Annotated in this window: 20 protein-coding genes; 7 read left to right on the top strand and 13 right to left on the bottom strand. The window is 65.4% G+C overall.

What is annotated here, in order from left to right:
• Positions 1-4: 4 nt before the first annotated feature.
• On the top strand, positions 5-1,630 hold the full coding sequence (locus tag FIU28_RS07800) for a regulator (protein ID WP_143572392.1): 1,626 nt from the start codon (positions 5-7) through the stop codon (positions 1,628-1,630).
• A gap of 54 nt (positions 1,631-1,684) precedes the next feature.
• Positions 1,685-3,481 (top strand): allophanate hydrolase, encoded by a 1,797-nt coding sequence (atzF, locus tag FIU28_RS07795; protein WP_143576097.1) that lies wholly within the window; start codon positions 1,685-1,687, stop codon positions 3,479-3,481.
• 140 nt (positions 3,482-3,621) lie between these two features.
• On the opposite strand, the gene FIU28_RS07790 is transcribed toward atzF, so the two are convergent.
• The 12 genes from FIU28_RS07790 to FIU28_RS07735 all read right to left on the bottom strand — a co-directional run bounded on the left by FIU28_RS07790 (position 3,622) and on the right by FIU28_RS07735 (position 16,569).
• A complete protein-coding gene (locus tag FIU28_RS07790; protein ID WP_210247758.1) occupies positions 3,622-4,347 on the bottom strand; it encodes a GntR family transcriptional regulator in 726 nt (241 codons plus the stop codon).
• Between the two features lie 21 nt (positions 4,348-4,368).
• Positions 4,369-4,770: an oxalurate catabolism protein HpxZ gene (hpxZ, locus tag FIU28_RS07785; protein ID WP_143572391.1), complete on the bottom strand. Its 402-nt coding sequence runs from the start codon at positions 4,768-4,770 to the stop codon at positions 4,369-4,371.
• 2 nt (positions 4,771-4,772) lie between these two features.
• On the bottom strand, positions 4,773-6,170 hold the full coding sequence (locus FIU28_RS07780) for an AtzE family amidohydrolase (RefSeq protein ID WP_168202884.1): 1,398 nt from the start codon (positions 6,168-6,170) through the stop codon (positions 4,773-4,775).
• A gap of 7 nt (positions 6,171-6,177) precedes the next feature.
• On the bottom strand, positions 6,178-6,357 hold the full coding sequence (locus FIU28_RS07775) for a DUF4089 domain-containing protein (RefSeq protein WP_143572390.1): 180 nt from the start codon (positions 6,355-6,357) through the stop codon (positions 6,178-6,180).
• A 23-nt stretch (positions 6,358-6,380) separates the two neighbouring features.
• Complete coding sequence (locus tag FIU28_RS26900) at positions 6,381-8,258, bottom strand: ABC transporter substrate-binding protein (protein ID WP_143572389.1); 1,878 nt, start codon at positions 8,256-8,258, stop codon at positions 6,381-6,383.
• 204 nt (positions 8,259-8,462) lie between these two features.
• Positions 8,463-9,167, bottom strand: a complete 705-nt coding sequence (locus tag FIU28_RS07765; RefSeq protein ID WP_143572388.1) for a GrlR family regulatory protein — start codon at positions 9,165-9,167, stop codon at positions 8,463-8,465.
• Positions 9,168-9,299: 132 nt separating this feature from the next.
• Complete coding sequence (locus FIU28_RS07760; RefSeq protein WP_143572387.1) at positions 9,300-10,013, bottom strand: ABC transporter ATP-binding protein; 714 nt, start codon at positions 10,011-10,013, stop codon at positions 9,300-9,302.
• Positions 10,010-10,798, bottom strand: a complete 789-nt coding sequence (locus tag FIU28_RS07755; RefSeq protein WP_143572386.1) for an ABC transporter ATP-binding protein — start codon at positions 10,796-10,798, stop codon at positions 10,010-10,012. The genes FIU28_RS07760 and FIU28_RS07755 overlap by 4 nt, the downstream gene beginning before the upstream one ends.
• Entirely contained in the window at positions 10,795-11,637 is an 843-nt protein-coding gene (locus tag FIU28_RS07750) for a branched-chain amino acid ABC transporter permease (RefSeq protein WP_143572385.1), read from the bottom strand. The genes FIU28_RS07755 and FIU28_RS07750 overlap by 4 nt, the downstream gene beginning before the upstream one ends.
• An 11-nt stretch (positions 11,638-11,648) precedes the next feature.
• Complete coding sequence (locus FIU28_RS07745; protein WP_143572384.1) at positions 11,649-12,551, bottom strand: branched-chain amino acid ABC transporter permease; 903 nt, start codon at positions 12,549-12,551, stop codon at positions 11,649-11,651.
• Between the two features lie 60 nt (positions 12,552-12,611).
• Complete coding sequence (locus tag FIU28_RS07740; RefSeq protein WP_143572383.1) at positions 12,612-13,742, bottom strand: ABC transporter substrate-binding protein; 1,131 nt, start codon at positions 13,740-13,742, stop codon at positions 12,612-12,614.
• Between the two features lie 112 nt (positions 13,743-13,854).
• Positions 13,855-16,569, bottom strand: coding sequence for a bifunctional acetate--CoA ligase family protein/GNAT family N-acetyltransferase (locus FIU28_RS07735; protein WP_143572382.1), 2,715 nt, complete (start codon positions 16,567-16,569; stop codon positions 13,855-13,857).
• 248 nt (positions 16,570-16,817) lie between these two features.
• Between FIU28_RS07735 and FIU28_RS07730 the strand changes: the two genes are divergently transcribed.
• Entirely contained in the window at positions 16,818-19,223 is a 2,406-nt protein-coding gene (locus FIU28_RS07730; protein WP_143572381.1) for a phosphoketolase family protein, read from the top strand.
• Between the two features lie 6 nt (positions 19,224-19,229).
• The gene (locus FIU28_RS07725) at positions 19,230-20,420 is read left to right on the top strand and encodes an acetate/propionate family kinase (protein ID WP_143572380.1); all 1,191 of its coding nucleotides are present in this window, start codon (positions 19,230-19,232) and stop codon (positions 20,418-20,420) included.
• Positions 20,421-20,435: 15 nt separating this feature from the next.
• Here FIU28_RS07725 and FIU28_RS26355 read toward each other — a convergent pair whose 3' ends face one another.
• A complete protein-coding gene (locus FIU28_RS26355) occupies positions 20,436-20,609 on the bottom strand; it encodes a hypothetical protein (RefSeq protein ID WP_168202883.1) in 174 nt (57 codons plus the stop codon).
• A gap of 17 nt (positions 20,610-20,626) precedes the next feature.
• On the opposite strand from FIU28_RS26355, the gene FIU28_RS07720 reads away from it, so the two are divergent.
• From FIU28_RS07720 to FIU28_RS07710, 3 genes are all read left to right on the top strand, one after another.
• Positions 20,627-20,842 carry a hypothetical protein gene (locus FIU28_RS07720; protein WP_143572379.1) on the top strand — a complete coding sequence of 72 codons (216 nt, stop codon included), beginning with the start codon at positions 20,627-20,629 and terminating at the stop codon, positions 20,840-20,842.
• Positions 20,843-20,851: 9 nt separating this feature from the next.
• The gene (locus tag FIU28_RS07715; RefSeq protein WP_143572378.1) at positions 20,852-21,796 is read left to right on the top strand and encodes an acetamidase/formamidase family protein; all 945 of its coding nucleotides are present in this window, start codon (positions 20,852-20,854) and stop codon (positions 21,794-21,796) included.
• Between the two features lie 188 nt (positions 21,797-21,984).
• Positions 21,985-22,566 (top strand): TIGR00730 family Rossman fold protein, encoded by a 582-nt coding sequence (locus FIU28_RS07710; RefSeq protein WP_143572377.1) that lies wholly within the window; start codon positions 21,985-21,987, stop codon positions 22,564-22,566.
• Positions 22,567-22,663 lie beyond the last annotated feature (97 nt).

Raw genomic sequence — 22,663 nt, 5'->3', positions numbered from 1 at the left:
TTTGATGAGCACGATCACGGGGACTGCCGGAAAATCCGACTTCAAGCCAGTGTTGTGGGCACCGGGCGACTGGAATGCATTTTTCGGTTTCGGCACCAACATCCTCGTCAACATGCTGGTGCTCACCGGATTGTTGCGTTTCGTGCTGAAGATGCCGGACTCGATCGTATTCGGCCGCATCCTGCCGGCGCTCGGCCTGATGATGTGTCTCTCGACCTTCTACTACGCGTATCTTGCCTACAAGCTGTCGCAAAAGACCGGCCGCTCGGACGTCTGCGCGCTGCCGTCCGGCATCAGCGTGCCGCATATGTTCATCGTCACCTTCGTGATCATGCTGCCAATCTCGCTCACGACGGGCGATCCGATCAAGGGCTGGGAGGCGGGCCTCGTCTGGGTGTTCTTCCAGAGCTTCATCCTGATGATCGGCGGCTTCATCGCCCCGTGGATCCGCAAGGTGACTCCGCGCGCCGCGCTGCTCGGCACGCTGGCCGGCGTCTCCATCACCTTCATCGCGATGCGCCCGGCGCTGGAAATGTTCATGACGCCGGTGATCGCCCTGACGTGCTTCGCCATCATCATGCTGAGCTGGTTCGGCGGCTATAAATATCCGAAGAACATTCCGGCCGGGCTGGTCGCGATCGGCGTCGGCATGGCGATCGCATGGGGATCGACCCTGCTGGGCTTCGGCATCGGCGGCGTCAGCGCCGCCGGCGTCGCCGCGGCCTTCAGCAATTTCGGCTTCTCGATCCCGCTGCCGGCATTCGATCACGTGTTCTCCGGCTTCCAGTTCCTCGGCATCATCCTGGTCACCGCAATTCCCTACGGCATCTACGATCTGGTCGAGGCGATGGACAATGTGGAGTCCGCGGAAGCCGCCGGCGACACCTATCCGACCACGCGCGTGCTGACCGCAGACGGCGTGGTGTCGCTGATCGGCTGCCTGATGGGCAACCCGTTCATCAACGCGGTCTATATCGGCCATCCCGGCTGGAAGGCGATGGGCGGCCGGATCGGCTATTCGGCGGCGACCGGCATCATGGTGGTGGTGCTGTCATGGTTCGGCATCATCTCGCTGATGCTGGCGATCGTGCCGGTGGTCGCGATCTCGCCGATCCTGTTGTACATCGGCATGCTGATCTGCGCGCAGGCGTTCGAGACCACGCCGCGCGAACACGCCCCGGCCATCGCGCTGTCGCTGACGCCGCATCTGGCGGCCTGGGCCACGGTGCTGCTGTCCGGCGCGCTCGGGGCTGCGGGCATGAATTTCGGCGCCCAGCACGCGCCAGACTTCGTCGCCAAGATGGCGCAGAACGGCGTGCTGTATCATGGCCTCGAAGTGATGGGCGGCGGCTCGATCCTGACCGGCTTGGTGCTCGGCGCGATCGCGGTGTTCGTCATCGAGCGCAAATTCGTCCATGCCTCAGCCTTCGCCCTGGCCGGCGCGGTGATGACCTATTTCGGCTTCATGCACGGCGAGGCGATCGGGATCGGCGGCGGTTGGGGGGTGACGCCCGGCGTCGCGCTGGCCTATGCTCTGGTTGCGGCCGGGCTGTATGCAGCGGAGAAGTTCGGCACCGTCCCTGTTTCTGTCTTGCAATCGGAGCCTTCTCTTGCCGTACCTGCTGAATGAAACCATCGCCCCCGGCGGGTGGCGCCCTTGCGCCATCCGCAGCAGGTCCGCCGCGTGACCGAGACCATTGCCGAGATCGTCGCCGCGCATCGCGCCGGCACCCAGACGCCTGCACAGACCGTCGCGCGTAGCTTCGCGCGTATCCGTTCGCATGGCGATCCCGCCATCTTCATCAGCTTGCGCGATGAGGCCGAGGCGCTCGCCGAGGCCGTGGCGCTGGCCGCCAGGGACGGTGCGACCTTGCCGCTGTACGGCGTGCCGGTGGCGGTGAAGGACAATATCGACGTCGCCGGACTGCCGACGACCGCCGCCTGTCCGGCCTTTGCCTATACGCCTTCCCGCGACGCCGCCGCGGTGGCGCGGCTACGCGCCGCCGGCGCTATCGTGATCGGCAAGACCAATCTCGACCAGTTCGCGACGGGTCTCGTCGGCGTGCGTTCGCCCTATGGCATCCCGAAAAACGCGGTCCGCGACGACCTGATCCCCGGCGGCTCCAGCTCGGGCTCCGCGGTGGCAGTATCCGCCGGCCTGGTGCCGCTGTCGCTCGGGACCGATACCGCCGGCTCCGGCCGGGTGCCGGCGATGCTGAACAACATCGTCGGACTGAAGCCGAGCCTCGGCCTGATCCCGACCACCGGCGTGGTGCCGGCGTGCCGCACGCTGGACTGCGTGTCGATCTTCGCGCTCAGCGTCGACGACGCGATGGCCGCGCTCGACGTCATGGGCGGCTATGATGCGAAGGATCCCTATTCGCGCCAGCGCGAAGTCGGCGCGCTGACGGAAATTCCCAAAGGCCTCAAGCTCGGCGTGCCGCGCAACGGGCAGTTGATCTTCTTCGGCGATACGGTGTCGGAGAAGGCCTATGCGGAGGCGCTGAAGCGCTGGAAATCATTGGGCGCGACCCTGGTCGAGTTCGACCTCGAACCGTTCTACGAGACCGCGCGGCTGCTCTATGACGGGCCGTGGGTCGCCGAACGCCTGCTGGTGATCCGCGATCTGCTGGCGTCGGCGCCGGACGCGATCCATCCGGTGACACGCGAGATCACCCTCGCCGGCGCCCGGCAAAGCGCCACCGACACCTTCGCCGCACTGTACAAATTGCACAGCCTCAAGCGCACCGCCGAGACGGCCTTCGCCGCCATCGACGCGCTGGTGCTGCCGACCGCGCCGACCGCCTACACGACGGCGCAGGTGCTGGCCAATCCGATCGAGCTCAACTCGAGGCTCGGCACCTACACCAACTTCGTCAACCTGCTCGACCTCTGCGGTCTGGCCGTGCCCGCCGCAATGCGCGCCGACGGCATCCCGTTCGGGATCACGTTGCTGGCGCCCGGCGGCGATGACGCCAAGCTCGCCAGCCTCGGCCGCGCCTTCCACGCCGACACCCGGCTGCCGATGGGCGCGAAAGCGGTCCCGCAGCCGCTGTTGCCCGCGGTGCCCGCGACGCTTCGGGGCGACGAGATCGCCATCGCCGTGGTCGGCGCGCATCTGACCGGGATGGCGCTGAACGGCGAGTTGCAGGCGCTCGGCGGCCGGCTCCTGAACGCAAAGACGACCGCGCCGGACTATTGCTTCTATGCGCTGGACGGCACGACGCCGGCCAAGCCCGGCCTGCTGCGCGTCGAAGCAGGCTCCGGCTCGGCGATCGAGGTCGAGGTCTGGGCGCTGTCGGCGGCGGCGTTCGGCAAGTTCGTCGCGGCGATCCCCTCGCCGCTGTCGATCGGCACGCTGCGACTGGCCGATGGCTCCGGCGTCAAGGGCTTCCTGGTCGAAGCCACGGCGATCGAGGGCGCCCGCGACATCTCCAGCTTCGGCGGCTGGCGGGCGTTTGCGAAGGAAGCGGCGAAGTAATTGTCATTCCGGGGCGCGAGCGCACCAGTGCGAGCGAACCCGGAATCTGGAGATGTTTTGCGCTGAACTGTTCGAGGTTCCGGGTCTCCGTCAGCCGGCTTCGCCGTCTGCCGCATCCCGGAACGACAACTGGGGTCGAACTACACCGTCACCGCGTAATGCTCATATTCGCCGCGCACCAGCTCGATATGCGCGCGCATCGCGGCGGCGGCGCCGGGGCGGTCGCCGCGCAGGATGGCGATGACGACGCGGTCGTGCTCGGCCTGCGACTTGGCGAGGCGACCGAGGTTGCGAAACTGGGCGCGGCGGAACGGTTGCACGCGAACCCGCGTCGCCAGCGTGATCTCCGCGATATAGTCGTTCTGCGAACCGGTGTAGATCATGTTGTGAAAACGCTCGTTGACCTCGGCGAAGCGCTCGGGATTGCCGGCATGGCTGAGTACGCGCAATTCCTCGTGCACGGCTTCGAGCGCGTGGCGCTCGACCGCCAGCATGCGCTCCGCCGCAAGCCCGGCACACAGCGCTTCCAGTTCGGCCATCGCCTCGAACATGCCGGTCAGGCGTTCCGGCGACGGCTGCGCCACGAAGGCGCCGCGATGGGCGCGGGAATCCACCAGCCCGCTCGCCGCCAACTGCCGCAGCGCTTCACGCACCGGCGTGCGCGACACCTCGAAGCGCCGCGCGATTTCGGTCTCGTCGAGCGAGGCGCCGGGCGGCAGCACGCCGCGGACGATATCGTCGGCGAGTTGCAGCCGCAATTCTTCGGCGCGCGTCACCTTGACGATGCCCGAAGACAGCCGGGCTCGACTGGCCTTGCGGCCCGATGGTTTCGATGCGGGCACCACCAGCATGTCGTCGAAACTCATGCTCGTCCCTTGGTCCCGGCCTCAGCCTTCGGCCGTCGGTTTCGGCTCGTCGATCATACTGACCGAGGCCGCAACGATACGCCAGCCCTCGGCGAATCGCACCCAGGTCTGCATCTGACGGCCGACCTTGCCCGGCGCGCTGTCGCGATAAAACAGCGTCGAGGCGACCGCGGTGTCGCGGCCATAGGACGAAATTACCGTCCGCTCGGTGCGGCGCATCAGGCCGACCGCCGGGCGGGCGCCGCGGAACGCCTGGATCTCGTGATATCCGTAGAGATTTTCACCCGCGCCGTAGCGGATGGTGCGGGAATCATTGCGGAACAGTTCGCCGAGTACCGCGGTGTCGTTGGTAATCAGCGCCTGCTCATAGCGCGCAAAAGCCGCGCCTACTTCGGCGAGCACGTCGGGAAGATCGATATCCATCGTCAGAATCCTTTGGGACGAAGGGCTGCGGCGACGCCGGCCTTCTGCAAGGCGTAAGCCACGCGCAGCGCGAGGTCCTCGCGCCACGGGGCAGCAATGATCTGAACGCCGATCGGCATCGGATCGAGCGGTATCGGCACCGCCACCACCGGCAGGCCGATGAACGAGATCGGCTGGGTGTGGATGCCGATATTGGCGCGCACCGGGAGCTCCTCGCCATCGAGCGTGAAGTTGACCTGGCCGAGCTTTGGCGCGACGCATGGCGTCGCCGGCGCGATGATGATGTCCACCGTCTTGAACAGTTCCAGCACCTGCGTACGGTACCAGCGGCGGAATTTTTGCGCGCGATCGACCAGAGGGGCCGGCACCATCGCGCCGGCCAGCAGCCGGTCGCGCGTCGCCGGATCGAAATCGTTCGGCCGCGTGCGCAGCCGGTCGAGATGCAGCGAGCCGCCCTCGCAGGTCGAGATCACATAGGCCGCCGAGCGCGCGCGTGCGGCTTCCGGAATCTCTACCTCGCGGGTGACGCCGAGCGCCGTGGTGACGCGGGCGATGGCTTCCCTGGCTTCCGGGAACAGAAACTTCTGGAAGTAACCGCCGGCCAGCGCAATCCGCAGATCGCCGATGTCCTGCGAAAGCAGCGCCGACACCGGCTCGATGTCACGCGTCGAGCAGCCTGCGTCGTCGACGTCCGACCCCTGCATGGCGTCATAAGACAGCGCCAGATCCTCGACGGTGCGCGCGAACGGACCGAGATGATCGAAGCTGGCGACGAAGGGAAACGAGCGCGCGCGCGACAGCCGGCCATAGGTCGGCTTCAGGCCGAACACGCCGCAGAACGACGATGGCACGCGGATCGAGCCATTTGTATCGGAGCCCAGCGCCAGCGGCACGAGCCCGCCGCCGACCGCGGCGCCCGAACCGCCCGACGAGCCGCCGGTCATCCGCGTGGTGTCATGCGGGTTGCGTGAATCGCCGTCATGGACGTTCTCGCCGGTGAAGTCATAGGCGTATTCGCCCATGTTGAGGCCGCCGAGCAGCACCGCGCCGGCCGCCTCCATGCGTTCGATCAGCGTGGCGTCGCGCGTCGATGGGGCGCGATCGCGGTTGATCTTCGAGCCGGCACGGGTCGGCAGGCCTTCGATGTCGAACAGGTTCTTGACCGCAAACGGCACGCCGGCCAGCGGGCCGAGCTTTTCACCGGCGGCGACCGCGGCATCGACCGCCCTGGCCGTGGCGCGCGCGCGTTCGGCGGTGACGTCGGTAAAGGCGTTCAACACGGGATTATGCGCGCCGATGCGCGCCAACGCGGCTTCCGTGACGGCAATCGCGGTGATCTTCTTCGACGCGATCGCCTGCGCGATCTCGGAGGCGGGCAGCCATTCGCCGGCGGGTGTCATGACAGGATCAGGCTGCATAGATGCTGGCCGGTTCGGACTCATCGGGCAGCACGAATTCATCCACCATGCGCGCCATCTTCAGCGTCACCGCGAGGTTGGCGCGGATCACCGGCTTCCAAGCGTCCTCGACCGGCAGGCCGAGCACGTTCGCTACGGCGTCGATATAATCATCCAGCGGTTCGGCCACGGGCACTCCAATTCGTTGCAAGTCTAGTGAACCGGCAGCGGCGGATGCGGGATCGCCGACAGCAGTTCGCGGGTGTAGTCGTCCTGCGGCGCGTCGAGCACGGCCTCCGTTGGCCCCTGCTCCACGATTCGCCCGGATCGCATCACGATGACACGATCGCACAACAGCCGCACCACATTCAAATCATGCGACACGAAAAGATAGCTCATCCCCATCGATTGCTTGAGGTCCTGCAACAGGTTCAGCACCACCGCCTGCACCGAGACGTCGAGCGCGGCAGTCGGCTCATCGAGGATGATCAGCTTCGGTTGCAGCGCAATGGCGCGTGCAATGCCGACCCGGGCCTTCTGGCCGCCGGACATCTGGTGCGGGAACCGGTCGAGCAGATCGAGCGGCAGCCCGACCTGCCGCGCCAGATCCTCGCATTTTGCACGCAGCGCGTCTCCGCCCCTGATATCGCCGAGCTGCATCAGCGGATCGGCGATGGCGCGCGCCGCGGTGAAGCGCGGGTTGAGGCTGTCGGTCGGATCCTGAAACACCATCTGGATGCTTTTTCGCAGCGGCAGCCGGGCAAAGGCGTTCGGCGCCATGGCGCCGATGTCATCGCCATCAAAGACGATGTTACCGGAGGTCTTGTCGATCAGCCGCATCACCATCATCGACGTCGTCGACTTGCCGCAGCCGGACTCGCCGACCAGCCCGACGCTCTCGCCATGCCCGACGGTGAAGCTGATGCCGTCGACGGCGCGGAACGACAGCGTGGTCTCGAACCCATTGGGATAGCCGGCCTCGGCGAGCAGCGCCTTGGCCTTGGCGATGTCGGTATTGAACTTGGTCGGCTGCGGCCACGCCACCTCGGTCGGACGATCGGCCGACGCGCCGTACATCGGATTGCCGAGGCCGAACAACACGGCATCGACGATCTTCTGGTACGGGATCGCATAGGCCAGCGCCTGGCGCACCTTCGGATTGTCGAACGGCGGCTTGGTGACGTTCATGCCGATATACTGGATACCGTTGGAGAACGGCAGCGACACCACCTTCAGCTTGCCGTTGGCCTTGATCTCCTGGAAATCCTTGTACGGCAACTCATACGACATGTCGGCATCGCCGCGCTCCAGCAGCGCGCGGCGATTGCCGGCCTGCGGCACCATGCGCCAGATCACGCGCTTGATCTTCGGCAGCGGGCCGCACACCCAGTGGTCGTTGCGCTCCATGATTACTTCGGTGCCGGCGGTCCATTTGGTGACCTTGTAGGCACCGCCGCCGGCGATGTTCTGCTTGGTGTATTCGAGCCCCCACGGATCCTTCTCGGTCGCGTTCTTCTTGATCAGCTCCGAATTCATGATGCAGGGCACGATCACCGCGAGATCGGGAATCGTCAGCCGGTCCTTAGTGATGAAGTCGACGCGCACGGTGTAGTCATCGACGATGACGAACTGCTCCGGCTTCTTCAGCGAGCCCGCGCTCATCTGGAAAGTCGGGAAGCCGCCGACCGAAACCGAACGATCGAGCGACCACTTGACGTCCTTGGCGGTGATCGGCGTACCGTCGTGGAATTTGGCGTTCTTGCGCAGCTTGAAGGTTGCGGACTTGTCGTCGATGGTGAAGCTCTCGGCGAGCTCGCCCTTGAACTTGTCGCGGTCGTAATACTGCACGCCGCCGGGGCCTTCCTTCATCTCGTGGGTGATCAGGCGATCGTAGCAATTCCACGACACCTCGTAGCCCGGCACGTTGGTGCCTACGCCCATGATATCGATGTTGTTCGGACCACTCTCGGAGACGATTAGAAGGGTCGCGGAACGCGCGTCGGCGTTAGCGGTGGACCAGAACGCCGATGCCGGCACCATGGCGCCGGCGGCTACGCCGGTGACGGTTTTGAGAAAGTCGCGACGCTTCATAAGAGGCTCCAGCATCCAGGGAATATTCTGGATAGGACCTCGCAAGGTTTGTGCCATCTGGATCGTACGGATTTCGATAATGAAATAAGAGACCCGAAGCGGAGACCGGATACCGACGATCGCCATTACATACAGAACGCGGTTTTTGCTTATAAATTAGTCAAATTCTGTCGGGCTCTGGCTTGATGGCCAACGAGGTGATCGTCAGGCCTTGCAGACCAGCTTCAGGCTGGCCCGCAGACGCAGGCTGCGCTTGCCGGCGAGCGCGGTCCCCTCCAGCTCCGCGCCCTCGACGTTGCAGGTACCGGCGAAGCCGATACCGACCTCATGGCCACTGAACAGCAGATGCTCGCTGCTGGCCGGGGTGTGCTCCTGGTTGATGATCTCGCCTTTCCAGCGGCCGTCGGCAGAGGCATAGGCGCCGACATAGTAGAAGAACGCATCGCCGCCGAGAATGCGGCCGTCCTTCAGCAGCATGACGCCATTGAGGCCGTCCTTGAGCCCGTCCAGCATCCGGAACTGCACGGCGTACAACCCGTCGCCGATGCCGCCGTCGCCGACCTTGCCGGCCGGCGGCATGTCGTCGTCGCCAAGCGGCGTCATCAATGAGCGAAACATCGCGCCGGGCACCTGCGGCGAGGTGCCCTCGAAGCGATAATTGCGGCCGTCCGCGCGACCGCGGACATGGATCATCGACACGTCGGAGCCGAGCAGCGACGGATATTTGGGATCCGAGGTGTGGAGGCGGCTGGTAACTTCCAGAATGATCTCGCCGTCGTCCTCAACATAGCTGCCGGTGTGGGAAAACGCCGAATTGCCGCCCAGCAGCTTGCCGCCGCGGACATGCGTCACACTGCGGCCGACCGCGTCATTGATGGAAAATTCACTTTTGTAAAATCCGTCGAACAAGATAATGACTCCTGCCGGATCATACCTAAAGGGTATTGCGCGGCAGGTCACTGAAAATGTCCGATTTTGCGCCGCGCTCGCCTCTCGCCACCGAGGAGAGGCGAGCGCGGCGTGGACGCGAAATTCGGGCAATCAGCCCGAACCGAGATAGGCCGAGATCACTTCGGGATTGTTGGCGACGTCCCCGGCCGGGCCGTGCAGCTTGATGCGGCCGCTCTCCAGCACATAGGCATAGTCCGACACTTCGAGCGCGGCCTGCGCGTTCTGCTCGACCAAGAGGATGGTACGGCCCTCGGTCTTCAGCTTCTGGATGATCGCAAAGATCTCCTCGATGAACAGCGGCGCCAGCCCCATCGAGGGTTCGTCCATCAACAGCAGCCGCGGCTCCGACATCAGCGCGCGGCCGATCGCCAGCATCTGCTGCTCGCCGCCGGACAATAGCCCCGCTAGCTGTGCCAGCCGTTCGCCGAGCCGCGGGAAGCGGCCCAGCACGCCGGCGCGGCGGCGCGCGATCTCGGCGGCGTCAGCCACCAGATAGGCGCCCATCCGCAAATTTTCCTCGACCGTCATGTTGGCGAAGATCTGGCGGCCCTCCGGCACCTGGACGATGCCGGCGCGGGTGGTCTTGTAGGCGGCCTGCCCGGCCATCTCCTGGCCGTCGAACCTGACCGAGCCGCTACGCGGCTTCAACAAGCCGCTGAGGCCGCGCAGCGTCGTGGTCTTGCCGGCGCCATTGGCGCCGATCAGCGACACCACCGCGCCCTCGGAGACATCGAGATCGATACCATGCACGGCGTCGCTGCGGTGATAGCCGAGCCGCAGGCCGCGAACTTCGAGCACGCTCATGCCGCGCCTCCCTTCAGGCGCTCGGCGACCTTGTGGCCGAGATAGGCTTCGATGACCGCCGGATTCTCGCGCACCTCGCGCGGGCTGCCTTCGGCGATCTTGCGGCCGAAATTGAGCACCGTGATGCGGTCGCACAGGCTCATCACAAAATGCATGTCGTGCTCGACCAGCAGCAGCGTCAGCCCGTTCTGCTTCAGCCGCAGCAAGAGCTCGACCAGTTGCCGGGTCTCGGTCGGGTTCATGCCGGCGGCGGGCTCATCCAGCATCAAGAGCTTCGGGTCGGAGGCCACCGCGCGGGCGATCTCGAGCCGGCGCTGGTCGCCGTAAGACAGGTCGCCGGCACGGCGATCCGCCAAAGCGGTGAGGCCGACGAAGTCGAGCAACTCGTCAGCGCGCGCGACCGCGGCGCGTTCCTCGCCGCCGAAGCGGCCGAGGCGTGACAGGATTTCCGGTAGCGTGGCATGCAGCCGTGCGTGCATCCCCGTCATGACGTTTTCGCGCACCGTCATGTCCTGGAACATGCGGATGTTCTGGAAGGTGCGCGACAGGCCGGCGCGGGTGCGCTGCCAGGACGAGCCTTCCAGCGGCAGGCCGGCCAGCGAGGCTTGGCCCGACGTCTGCGGGATCAGGCCGGAGATCAAATTGAAGCAGGTGGTCTTGCCGGCGCCGTTCGGGCCGATCAGCCCGTGCACGGTGCCGGCATCGACCGTGAAGCTGACATGATCGACCGCCACCAGGCCGCGGAAATTGACGGTGAGCTCATTGATCTCGAGAATCTTGCTCATCGCCCCACCCGCCCGATGCGCCAGGTCAGCAACCCGCGCGGCATGTACAGCACCGCAACCACGATGATGAAGCCGTTCACCACCAGCTTGAAATCCTGCAGCGAGGTCAGGAATTCCGGCAGCAGCGTCAGGATCGCCGCCCCCAGCACCGGGCCGAACGGCGACCCGATGCCACCGAGCAGCGCGAAGGAAATGATCGTGACAGCGTGCTCGAAACTGTAGTCGTTCGGGCCGATGAAGCTGTTGGCGTGGGCATTGAGCGCGCCGGCAAGGCCGGCGATCATCGCCGAGACGATCAGCGCGCCGAGCTTGATCGCCGGCAGGTTGACGCCCATCACGCCGGCGGCGATCTCGTCCTCGCGGACCGCTTCCATCGCGCGGCCAAGCCTGGAGCGCGCCACCAGCACGAAGCCGGCCAGCACCACCGCCAGCGAGCCATAGATCAGCGCGACGGTGGTCTTGTTGGGAATGCCGGACAGGCCGAGTGCACCGCCGGTGTAGCTCGACGCATTGAGAAAGATGCGCAGGATCTCGACGATGGCGATGGTGGCCAGCGCCAGGTAGACGCCGGTCAGGCGCAGCGTCGGCCCCCCGATCAGCAGCGCGAGCAGCGCCGGCACCAGCATCGCCGCCAGCAGAACGGCGGGAAACGGCCAGTCGAGATTGATCGTCAAGAGTGCAGAGACGTAGGCGCCGATGCCCATGAAGGCGGCCTGACCTAGCGAGAGCTGGCCGACCGCGAGCACGGCATACATCGACAGCGCCAAGAGGCCATTGATGCCGACGGCGAAGATCACCGCCTGGTAGGAAAACATGAAATTGTCGAGAAATGCGGACATGGGATTTTCCGTCAGGCGCGCTTGACCGGCGCACGGCCGAACAGGCCGACCGGACGGAACCAGAGCGTGGCGATCAACAGGATGAAAGCGACCGCGTCCTTGAGTTCGGAAGAGATGAAGCCGGCGGTCAGCGCCTCGAGCACGCCGATCACCACGCCCGCGATCAGCGCGCCCTTGATGTCGCCGAGCCCGCCGATGATGATGACCGCGAAGCCCTTCAGCATCATCGCCTCGCCCATATAGGGCTGGATGGCATTGAAGTTCAGCCCGATCAACACGCCGGCGGTGGCGCCGAGCGCGCCGGAGATGAAGGACACCAGCCGCACCACGGCATCCGTATTGACGCCCATCAGCTCGGCCGCTTCGCCGTTCTCGGCCATCGAGCGCATCGACAGGCCGAAGCGGGTGAAGCGCACCACGGCGAGCAAACCGCCGACGATCAGCACGGTGGTGACGACGATCAGGATCTGCGACAGGTTGATGCGGACGCTGCCGAAGGTGATCGCGGCGTGGCTGATGATGGCCGGCGGCAGGCGGCGGATCTCGGTGCCGAAAATGCCGGTCATCGACGAATACAGCAACAACGTGCCGCCGAGCGTGACCATCAGCGACGACAGCTCCGGCGCCTTCTTGCGACGCAGCGGCGTCAGCAGGATGGTATCGAGCGCGATCGCGAGCAGGCCGGTGACCACCGCCGCGGCGGGCAGCGCCAGCCAGATCGGCATCGCCAGCATCTTGGTGCCGTACAGCGCCAGAAACGCGCCCGTGGTGAAATAGAAACCATAAGTGAGGTTGATGACCCCTAGCACGCCGAACATCAGCGTGAAGCCCAGCGCGAACAGCGCGTAGGTCGAGCCCAGCACCAGCCCGTTGACGAGCTGCTGGGGAAGCTGCTGGAGAATTTGCGCTAACATATCAGTGCCCGCCAAAACGACGGCCGGCGCTTGCGCACCGGCCGCGGTCTCGATCGTCCGTTACTTGAGGATCTGGAACTTGCCGGCCTTCATCTCGATCACCACGACGCCGGACGCGTCCGCGGGATCGCGCTGGTCGGTGAAGGAGAACGGACCCATCACGCCCGAATACTTGGTGGCCTGCAGCGCCGCCTTGATCTTCTCGCTCTCCGGCGCGCCCGCCGTATTGATCGCGTTGGCGACGATGTGCAGCGTGTCATAGGCTTGCGCGGCGAACTGGTCCGGATCGTCCTTGTACTTGGCGCGATAGGCGGCGACAAACTTGGTGTTGGCCGCATCGTCCTTGGCGATGAACCACGGGCTGCCAACCAGCGTGCCGTCGGCGGCTTCGCCGGCGATGTCGCCGAGCTTCGGCGAATTGAAGCCGTTGCCGCCGATGAAGCGCACCTTCGGATCGATGCCGACGGCGCGGGCGCCGAGCAGGATGCCCGAGGCCGGCTCGACCAGCGCCGACACCACGATCGCGTCAGGATTCAGGCTCTTGATCTTGGTGAGCTGCGCCGAGAAATCGCTGTCCTTGGAGCCGAAGGTCTCGGTGGTCAGGATCTGGATGCCCATCTTGTCCAGCGAGGCCTTGAACACATCGTAGCCGGATTTGCTGAACGCATCGTCGTTCGCATACATCACGGCAACCTTCTTGATGCCGAACTTTTCCTGCGCGCGCTTCAGCGTGACGGGGATCACGTCGCTTTCCGGCAGCGATGTGCGATACACATAAGGCCCGATCGCGGTGATGCCGGCGGCGGTGGTCGAGGTGCCCACAATCGGCACCTTCTGCGCATTGGCGACCGGACCGGCGGCGAACATCTCGTTCGACAGCGTCGGGCCGATGATCAGCGGCACCTTGGTGATGCCGATCAGCTTGCGCGCGCCATTGACCGCCTGGTCCTTGTTGCCGGCGCTGTCTTCATACTGGATCGCCAGCTTGCGGCCGCCGAGCACGCCGGTCTTGTTGACCTCTTCCAGCGCCAGATCGAGGCCGTTGCGGATGGCGAAGCCATAGCGGCTGTTCGGGCCGGTCAGGATCTCGATGGCGCCGATCGTGACGTCCTGGGCACGCGCCGGAGCGATCCACGCAGAAGCAAGGCCGAGCGCCGACACGGCCAAAGTGGCTAGAATTCGCGTATTCATGGTAATTTCCCGATCGAAAATGCGTTGCCGCCGTCTTTATATGTCGCGACCGCGTCTTCCAACGGTTTTATTTCACGATACCATGAAAGCTGGGCGGACCGGTTCCCGGCGATTACTCCATCACCGGCGCGGAATCGAGCTTCAGGGTCACGTTGCAGACATCGCGCTCGTTCGGATTGGATTTCACGTCGAAGCCGAGGCCGCGGCACATCGCCAGCATGGTGGTGTTTTCCCGCAGCACTTCGCCGGAGACGTGGGTCAGCCCCTCCGACCGCGCATATTCGATGATCATCTGCATCAGCGACCAGCCGAGCCCGCGGCCCTTGAGGTCCGAGCGCAGCAGCACCGCATATTCGCCATTGGCATAGAGCGAGTCGGAATGAAGCCGCACCACGCCGACCAATTCATGGGTGACCGCATCGAAGGCGACGAAGGCCATCGCGCGGGCGTAATCGAGCTGCGTCAGCCGCGCGATGAATTCATGGGTGAAATGTTTCATCGGCGCAAAGAAGCGCAGCCGGCGGTCCTCGTCGGTGACATGCGCCAGAAATTCGTGGATGCCGGGCTCGTCTTCGGGCCGGATCGGGCGAATGAAGATGCGCCAGCCATCTTTCAGTTCGATGGTACGCTGCCATTGCGAGGGATAGGGCCGCACCGCGAAATTGGCCGGGCCCTTGCCGCTGAATTTTCGCGGTACCGCGCCGATCACCACGCGGGCATCGAGCGCCAGCACACCATGCTCATCGACCAGCAGCGGGTTGATATCGAGTTCGCGGATCTCCGGCAGGTCGGCGGCCATCTGCGCCAGCCGCACCAGCGCCAGCGGCACCGCATCGGGCTGCACGGGCGGCACGTCGCGATAGCCGTTGAGCAGCCGCGACACCCGCGTGCGGCCGACCAGATCGCGCGCCAGCGGCAGGTCGAGCGGCGGCAGCGCCAGCGCCTTGTCGTTGATGATCTCGACCGCGGTGCCGCCACGGCCGAACACCACCACGGTGCCGAAGATCGGATCGTCGGTGAAGCCGAGAATCAGTTCGCGGGCCTTGGGCCGCACCATCATCGGCTGCACGATGACGCCGGAGATCCGCGCCCCCGGATTCAGTTCGCGGGCGCGGGCGAGAATGTCAGTCGCCGCCAGACGCACCGCCTCGACGGTGGTCAGATTGAGCACCACGCCGCCGACATCGGATTTATGCACGATGTCGCGTGACATGATCTTCAGCACCACGGTCGCGCCATCGGCCAGGATCGTCGCGGCATGGCGTACCGCTTCCTCGACATCCCCGGCGATGAAGGTCGCGATCATCGGAATCTCGTAGGCCTGCAGCAATTCGCGCACTTCGACCGGATCGAGCCAGCGCCGGTCGTCGCGAAGCGCGCCGGCCACGATCGCGCGCGCCGCGTCGATATCGGGCACGAAGGATTCCGGCATCGCCGGCGGCACCTGCGCCAGCGCATCGACCAGTTCGCGGTGCTGCACCAGATGCATGAAGCCGCGCACGGCGTCGCCGCCGGTCGGATAGTTTGGAATGCCGGAAGCGCTCAGCATCGCCAGAATTTTCGGCGCGGCGCCGACCCACACCGCGAGCACCGGCTTGGCAAAACCGCGATGGGCATCGACATAGGTCTTGACCACCCGTGTGACGGCGCCCGCAATGTCCTCGGCCGAGGCGATGGCGGTCTCCACATTCATCACCAAAATGGCGTCGTTGCCGGGATCGGCGAGCAGGATTTCCAATGCCGCGACATAGCGCTCGGCATTGGCGTCGCCGACGATGTTGACGGGCCCGGCGCCAGACCAGCTATGCGGCAGCACCGCATCGAGCTTGGCGTGGGCCTCCGGCGATATCACGGCAGGCGTGCCGCCGAGCTGGTTGAGCCGGTCGATCGCCAGGATGCCGATGCCGTCGCCATTGGTCAGCACCGCGAGGCGCTTGCCGGCGGGCGAGCTGATGCGGCCGAGCGTCTCGGCGCAGTCGAACAATTCGCGCAGGTCCGACACCCGCAACACGCCGGCGCGACGAAAGGCCGCGTCATAGACCGCGTCGGAGCCTGCCAGCGCGCCGGTATGGGTGGCCGCATCCACCACGCCCGACAGCAGCCGCCCCGACTTGACGACCATCACCGGCTTGATGCGTGCAGCACCCCGCGCCGCCGACATGAACTTGCGGGCATCCTGGATGGATTCGATGTAGAGCAGGATGGCGCGGGTCTTGCCGTCGAGCGCGAAGTAATCGAGCAGGTCGGCGATGTCGACGTCGAGCTGGTCGCCGATCGACACGATGCCGGAAAAGCCGACCGAGCGCTGCGCCGCCCAGCCGACCATGCCGGCGGCGATCGCGCCCGATTGCGAGATCAGCGCCAGATTTCCCGGGCGCGGCATATGGGCGGCGAAACTGGCGTTGAGCTTGGCGTTTGGCATCATGACGCCGATGCTTTGCGGCCCGATCAGCCGCATACCATAGCGGCGCGCCACGGCTTCGACTTTCTCCGCCAGCGCGCCATCGCCCGCGCCCAGGCCCGCCGAGATCATCAGCGCACCGGCCACCCCGAGCTGGCCGGCCTCCTCGATAATTCCGGGAATCGCGGCCACCGGCGCGGTGATGACCAGCAGCTCTGGCACAAATGGCAGATCCGCTAGGCTGCGGACGGTGGCAACGCCGGCGATTTCGCGGTGGTGCGGATTGACGACGCCCAATTTGCCGGCGAATTTCGCCTCCAGGATATTCCGAAGCACCACCTGCCCGACCGATCCCGGCCGCGGACTGCCGCCGACCAGCGCAACCGAATGCGGCGCCAGCAGATTGGTCAGATGATAGGTCGACATCCTTCAAGCCTCAATCATGCGAAGTTTGGCCTCGAAGCACTGCGCGCGGCATTCGCGCACAGTGCTGCTCCATGCGCAATATGACCCGGCGGCGTCTATTGATCTGCCTCAATTGCGCGACTCAGTGGCATGCAACGCTGAGGCGTCGGGCACCGTCATATCAGCGTCACCGCCATCACGGAACGTATGCCGCTATGGCGTATCATAGAGCAACGGTGCGCGTGTTTGTCCGACGTGAAAGGCCCCCCATGCTCGATGCTTCTCCTCCTTTTGCCACCCTGAGCAATCCGGAACTCGACCTGATCGATCGCTACTGGCGCGCCGCCAATTATCTGTCGGTCGGACAAATCTATCTGCTCGACAACGCCTTGCTGCGCCAGCCGCTGACACGCGACCATGTCAAGCCGCGGCTGCTCGGCCACTGGGGCACCACGCCCGGACTTAATTTCATCTACGCGCATCTGAACCGCGCGATTCGGGCCGACGATCTCAGCATCCTTTATGTGTGCGGACCCGGGCATGGCGGGCCGGGTATGGTGGCGAACACCTATCTCGAGGGCAGCTACAGCGAGATCTATCCCGACATCAGCCGCGACGCCGCGGGCATCCAGAAGCTGTGCCGGCAGTTCTCGTTTCCCGGTGGCATTCCCAGCCACGCCGCGCCGGAGACGCCGGGCTCGATCAGCGAGGGCGGCGAGCTCGGCTATGCGCTGGTCCATGCCTATGGCGCGGCGTTCGATAATCCCGACCTGATCGTCGCCTGCGTGATCGGCGACGGCGAGGCCGAGACCGGCGCGCTGGCCGCGTCGTGGCATTCCAACAAGTTCCTCAATCCCGTGCACGACGGCGCGGTGCTGCCGATCCTGCATCTCAACGGCTACAAGATCGCCAATCCGACCGTGCTGGCGCGGATGTCCGACGACGAATTGCGCAAACTGTTCGAGGGCTACGGTCACGAGCCGCTGTTCGTCGAGGGCAGCGATCCGGCCATCATGCATCAATTGATGGCCGCGACGCTGGACATCGCCTTCGCGCTCATCCGCGACATCCACAAGGCCGCCCGCGACGGCGGCAACACCGCGCGGCCGAAGTGGCCGATGATTGTGTTGCGCAGCCCGAAAGGCTGGACCGGACCGAAGGAAGTCGACGGTCTCAAGGTCGAAGGATTCTGGCGCGCCCACCAGGTGCCGATCGGCAATCCGCGCGGCAATCCCGAACATCTTCGGCTGCTGGAAGAATGGATGCGCAGCTACCACCCCGAAGACCTGTTCGACGAGGCCGGCCGGCTCGTCCCGGAACTGCAGGCGCTGGCGCCGGAGGGCGTCCGCCGGATGGGTGCCAACCCGCATGCCAATGGCGGCGCGCTGAAGCGTGAACTGATCCTGCCGGATTATCGCACCTACGCCATCGACGTGCCGACGCCCGGAGGCGTGCTCGGCGAAGCCACCCGCGAGATGGGCAAGTTCCTGCGCGACGTCATCGTCCTGAACGCCGAACGGCGCAACTTCCGCATCATGGGCCCCGACGAGACCGCATCGAACCGGCTCGACGCCGTGTTCGAGGCGACCGAACGACAATGGATGGAGGGCATCGAGCCCTATGACGTGCATCTGGCGCAGGATGGCCGGGTGATGGAAGTGCTCAGCGAGCATCTGTGCCAGGGCTGGCTGGAGGGCTATCTGCTGACCGGCCGCCACGGCCTGTTCTCGTGCTATGAGGCCTTCGTCCACATCGTCGATTCGATGTTCAACCAGCACGCCAAATGGCTGAAAGTGTCGCGCGGCCTGGCGTGGCGGCGGCCGATCGCCTCGTTCAACTATCTCCTGACCTCGCATGTCTGGCGGCAGGACCATAATGGCTTCAGCCATCAGGACCCCGGCTTCGTCGATCTGGTCGCCAACAAGAAAGCCGATATCGTTCGCGTCTATTTCCCGCCGGACGCCAACACGCTGCTGTGGATCACCGACCACGTGCTGCGCACCTATGACCGCATCAACGTCATCGTCGCCGGCAAGCAGCCCTCCCCGCAATGGCTGACGATGGACCAGGCCGCGATCCATTGCGACGCCGGCATCGGCATCTGGCCGTGGGCGGGCACCGAACGCGCCGCCAATGAGCCCGACGTGGTGATGGCGTGCTGCGGCGACGTGCCGACGCTGGAAACGCTGGCCGCCGTGGACCTGCTGCGGCAGGTGATCCCGGACCTGAACATCCGCGTCATCAACGTCGTCGACCTGATGACGCTACAGCCGGACACCGAACATCCGCATGGCCTCGGCGACCGCGAGTTCGACGACATGTTCACCCGCGACAAGCCTGTGATCTTCGCGTTCCACGGCTACCCGCATCTGATCCACCGGCTGACCTACAGCCGCAACAACCATGCGTGCATGCATGTGCACGGCTTCGAGGAGGAGGGCACCACGACGACGCCGTTCGACATGGTGGTGCTGAACCGGCTCGATCGCTATCACCTCGCCATCGACGTCCTCGAACGCGTGCCCGGCCTCGGCGTTACTTCCGCCGCGGTCAAGCAGCAATTCCGCGACAAGCTGATCCAGCACACCCGCTATGTCCGCGCCCACGGCGAGGACATGCCGGAGATCCGTGACTGGGGCTGGCCCTACGGCACGGCCGCCGAAGCCGGAGACTGACGCGGCATGTCCGATGCCATCCTGGTCCTGAACGCCGGTTCGAGCACCATCAAGTTCGGGCTGTTCGAGATCGCACCGGACGGTCCGCGACTATTGTGCAAAGGCCTGCTCGACGAACACGACGCCACGCCGCAACTGACCATCAAGGCCAGCGACGGCGAGGTGCTGTTCGACAAGCAACAGCCCGACCGCGGAGACGAGACCGGGCTGCTCGACGACATCTTGCGCTGGGTCGACGGCTATCTGGCTTGCGACGAGTTGATCGCGATCGGCCATCGCGTCGTGCATGGCGGGCCGCACTTCGTTGCGCCGGTGCTGATCGATGAAGATGTGCTGTCGGCGCTACATGCCCTGACCCCGCTGGCGCCGCTGCACCAGCCGCGCAGCTTGCAACCGATCAAGCCGCTGCTGGCGCTGCGACCGGAGCTGCCGCAGATCGCCTGTTTCGACACCGCGTTTCACCACGACCTCGGCCCGCTGGTGCGCCGCTTCGCAATTCCCCGCAAATACGACGCGATGGGAATCCGCCGCTACGGCTTCCACGGCCTGTCCTATCAGTTCATCGCCCATCGCCTCGCCGAGATTTCGCCGAAGCTAGCGGCCAAGCGCACCGTGGTCGCGCATCTCGGCAGTGGCTCCAGCCTGTGCGCGATGCGGGATGGCCGCAGTATCGATACCACGATGGGCCTCACCGCACTCGACGGGCTGGTGATGGGCACGCGCTGCGGCGCGATCGATCCCGGCGTGCTTTTGTATCTGCAACGCCAGCAGGGCATGTCGGCGGCCGAATTGGAGCGGATGCTGTACAACGAGTCCGGCCTGCTCGGCGTGTCCGGCCTGTCCGCCGACATGCGCGTGCTGGTCGCGAGCCCCGAGCCGCATGCGATCGAGGCGGTCGATCTGTTCGTCGAGCGCGCCGCCAAGGAAATCGCGGCGATGGCCGTCAGCCTCGGCGGGCTAGAGTGTCTGGTATTCACCGGCGGCATCGGCGAGCACAGCCGGGAAATCCGCGAACGCATCTGCGCAAGGCTTGGCTGGTTCGGGATCGAAATGGATCGTGCAGCCAATGATGCCGGTGCTGACGTCATTTCCGTTTCGAATAGCAAGATCGAGGTGCGCATCATCCCGACCAGCGAAGAGACGACGATCGCGCGCGACTGCGTGGCGCTGTTGGCGAGCCAGCAGCAGGCCGTCTGATAGGAGCCACAACCCTTACCCCGCCGGTCTCATCGCCTGCATGCTTTTGCCCAGCGTTTCCGCAAACATCGCCGCCGCCACCGACAGGCCACGGCCGCGCAACTGGCACAGCACGAGATCGGCGGCGGGCACGTCGCGGCTATCGACCGGGCGGCCGACCAGGCCAAGGCCGAGATCGCCACCTTGCAATCGAACACCACCTTCGGATGCTGCCTTTGAAACGCTGCGACCTGCGAGGCCAGAAGGTCGAACGCCAGCGCCTGGCTGCAGGCAATCTGGATCGGCCCGCGCCGCAGCCCGCGCAGATCCCCGACCTGCGATTTCATCCGCTCGGCGTCGGCAATCTGGCTGCGGATAGCGTACGAACATCTCGCGTCACCGGCTGGGCGGTGCGCAGTGACAATTTCGCGGCCGGCGGCTAGCCTGATCCCATGAAACAGATTCAGCCTTCACCCGACACGATCCACTGGGGCTACTTCGACGCAGCCCTGAAGCCCCTCGCCACCGTCGAGCCCGGCGAAACCTTCACGCTTAACAGCGTCAGCGGCGGCGTCGCCGAAGCGCCACGCGACGGCAGCCCGTATCACGTGCGCCCCGAACTGCGCGCCATCCAGGCGGCCGTGAAGCCGGAGCTGGGACCGCATATCCTGACCGGCCCCGTCGCCATCCGTGGCGCAATGCCCGGCGACGCGCTGCGCGTCGAGATCGTCGATGTGCAACTGGCCGACGACTGGGGCTTCAACATCATCAAGCCCGGCATGGGCGCGCTGCCTGAGGACTTCCCCTACGAGCGGCTGATTCATCTCGGCATCGACCGCGCGGCCGGCACGATCGCCACGCCGTGGGGCATGGTGCTGAAGGCTACCCCGTTCTTCGGCGTGATGGGCGTGGCGCCCGCGCCAGAGGTCGGCCGCGTCAGCTCGGTGATGCCGAGTTCGTTCGGCGGCAATCTCGACAACAAGGAACTCGGCGCCGGCGCGGTGTTGTATCTGCCGGTCGCCGTCGAAGGCGGACTGTTCTCGGCCGGCGACGGCCACGGCGCGCAGGGCGACGGCGAGGTCTGCCTGACTGCCGTCGAGACCGGGCTGACCGGCACCTTCAAGATCGACCTGGTCAAGAATGCCAATCTCGACGCGCCATGGGCGGAAACGCCGACGCATGCGATCACCATGGCGTTCGACGAGGATCTGGACATCGCGATGCAGGTCGCCTTGCAGCGGATGATCCGGCTGATTGTTGCGCGCACCGGCATTACCGCGGACGACGCCTACCGACTTTGCAGCCTTGCTGTCGATTTGCGCGTGACGCAGGTCGTCAACCGCAGCAAGGGCATCCATGCGATGATTTCGCGGGAATTGCTCGATCGGGTTGGCTGAGCTTTGGACGGTCACTGTCGAATTAAGCAATCAGGGCATGTGCTATCAGCTCCCTCCCCCTTGCGGGGGAGGGTCGGGGAGGGGGGTAGCCGCGGGCCGCGTCGCTTGTGGCACCCCCACCCCCGACCCCTCCCTGCAAGGGGGAGGGGAGCACTGGCAGCAGCGCCAGATCACGAAGGACTAATCCCATGCCCCTCCGCCAGATCAATTCCATCGCCGTGTTCTGCGGCTCCAACTTCGGCGGCTCCGAGGCTTACGCCGAGGGCGCGCGGCAGCTCGGCACCGCGCTGGCGCGGGAAAACATCACGCTGGTCTATGGCGGCACCACCAAGGGGCTGATGGGCATTGTCGCGGATACCGTGCTGAGCCATGGCGGCAGCGTGCATGGCGTGATCACCGAGCGGCTGCATGCGCGCGGTCATTCCCACGCCGGCCTGACGCGCAGCGAGAGGGTTGTATCCTTACGCAACCGCAAGGAGCGGATGACCGAGCTGGCCGACGCCTTCATCGCGATGCCGGGCGGCATCGGCACGATGGAGGAGATGATGGAGGTCTGGACGATGAACCAGCTCTCCGAGATCGACAAGCCGGTCGGCCTGCTCGATATCGACGGCTTCTTCGCGCCGTTCCTGACATTCATCGACCATATGGTCGAAACCAGATTCCTGCCGCCGGCGCACCGCCATTCGATCTGCGTGGATCCGAACGCTGCGCCCCTGCTCGACAGACTGCGGTCCTTCGAGCGCACCGAGGTGCCGAAATGGCTCTGACCGGTGAGGCCGTTTCGGCACCGCTGCATGCACTTCTTGGCGGTTGAACGCCGCACTGCGAAGACCCAAGCTGGCGACCGACAAGCCCGTGCATATG

This window comes from Tardiphaga sp. vice154 (assembly GCF_007018645.1).
Classification (GTDB): Bacteria; Pseudomonadota; Alphaproteobacteria; order Rhizobiales; family Xanthobacteraceae; genus Tardiphaga.
This window is presented reverse-complemented; position numbering and strand designations above follow the sequence as displayed.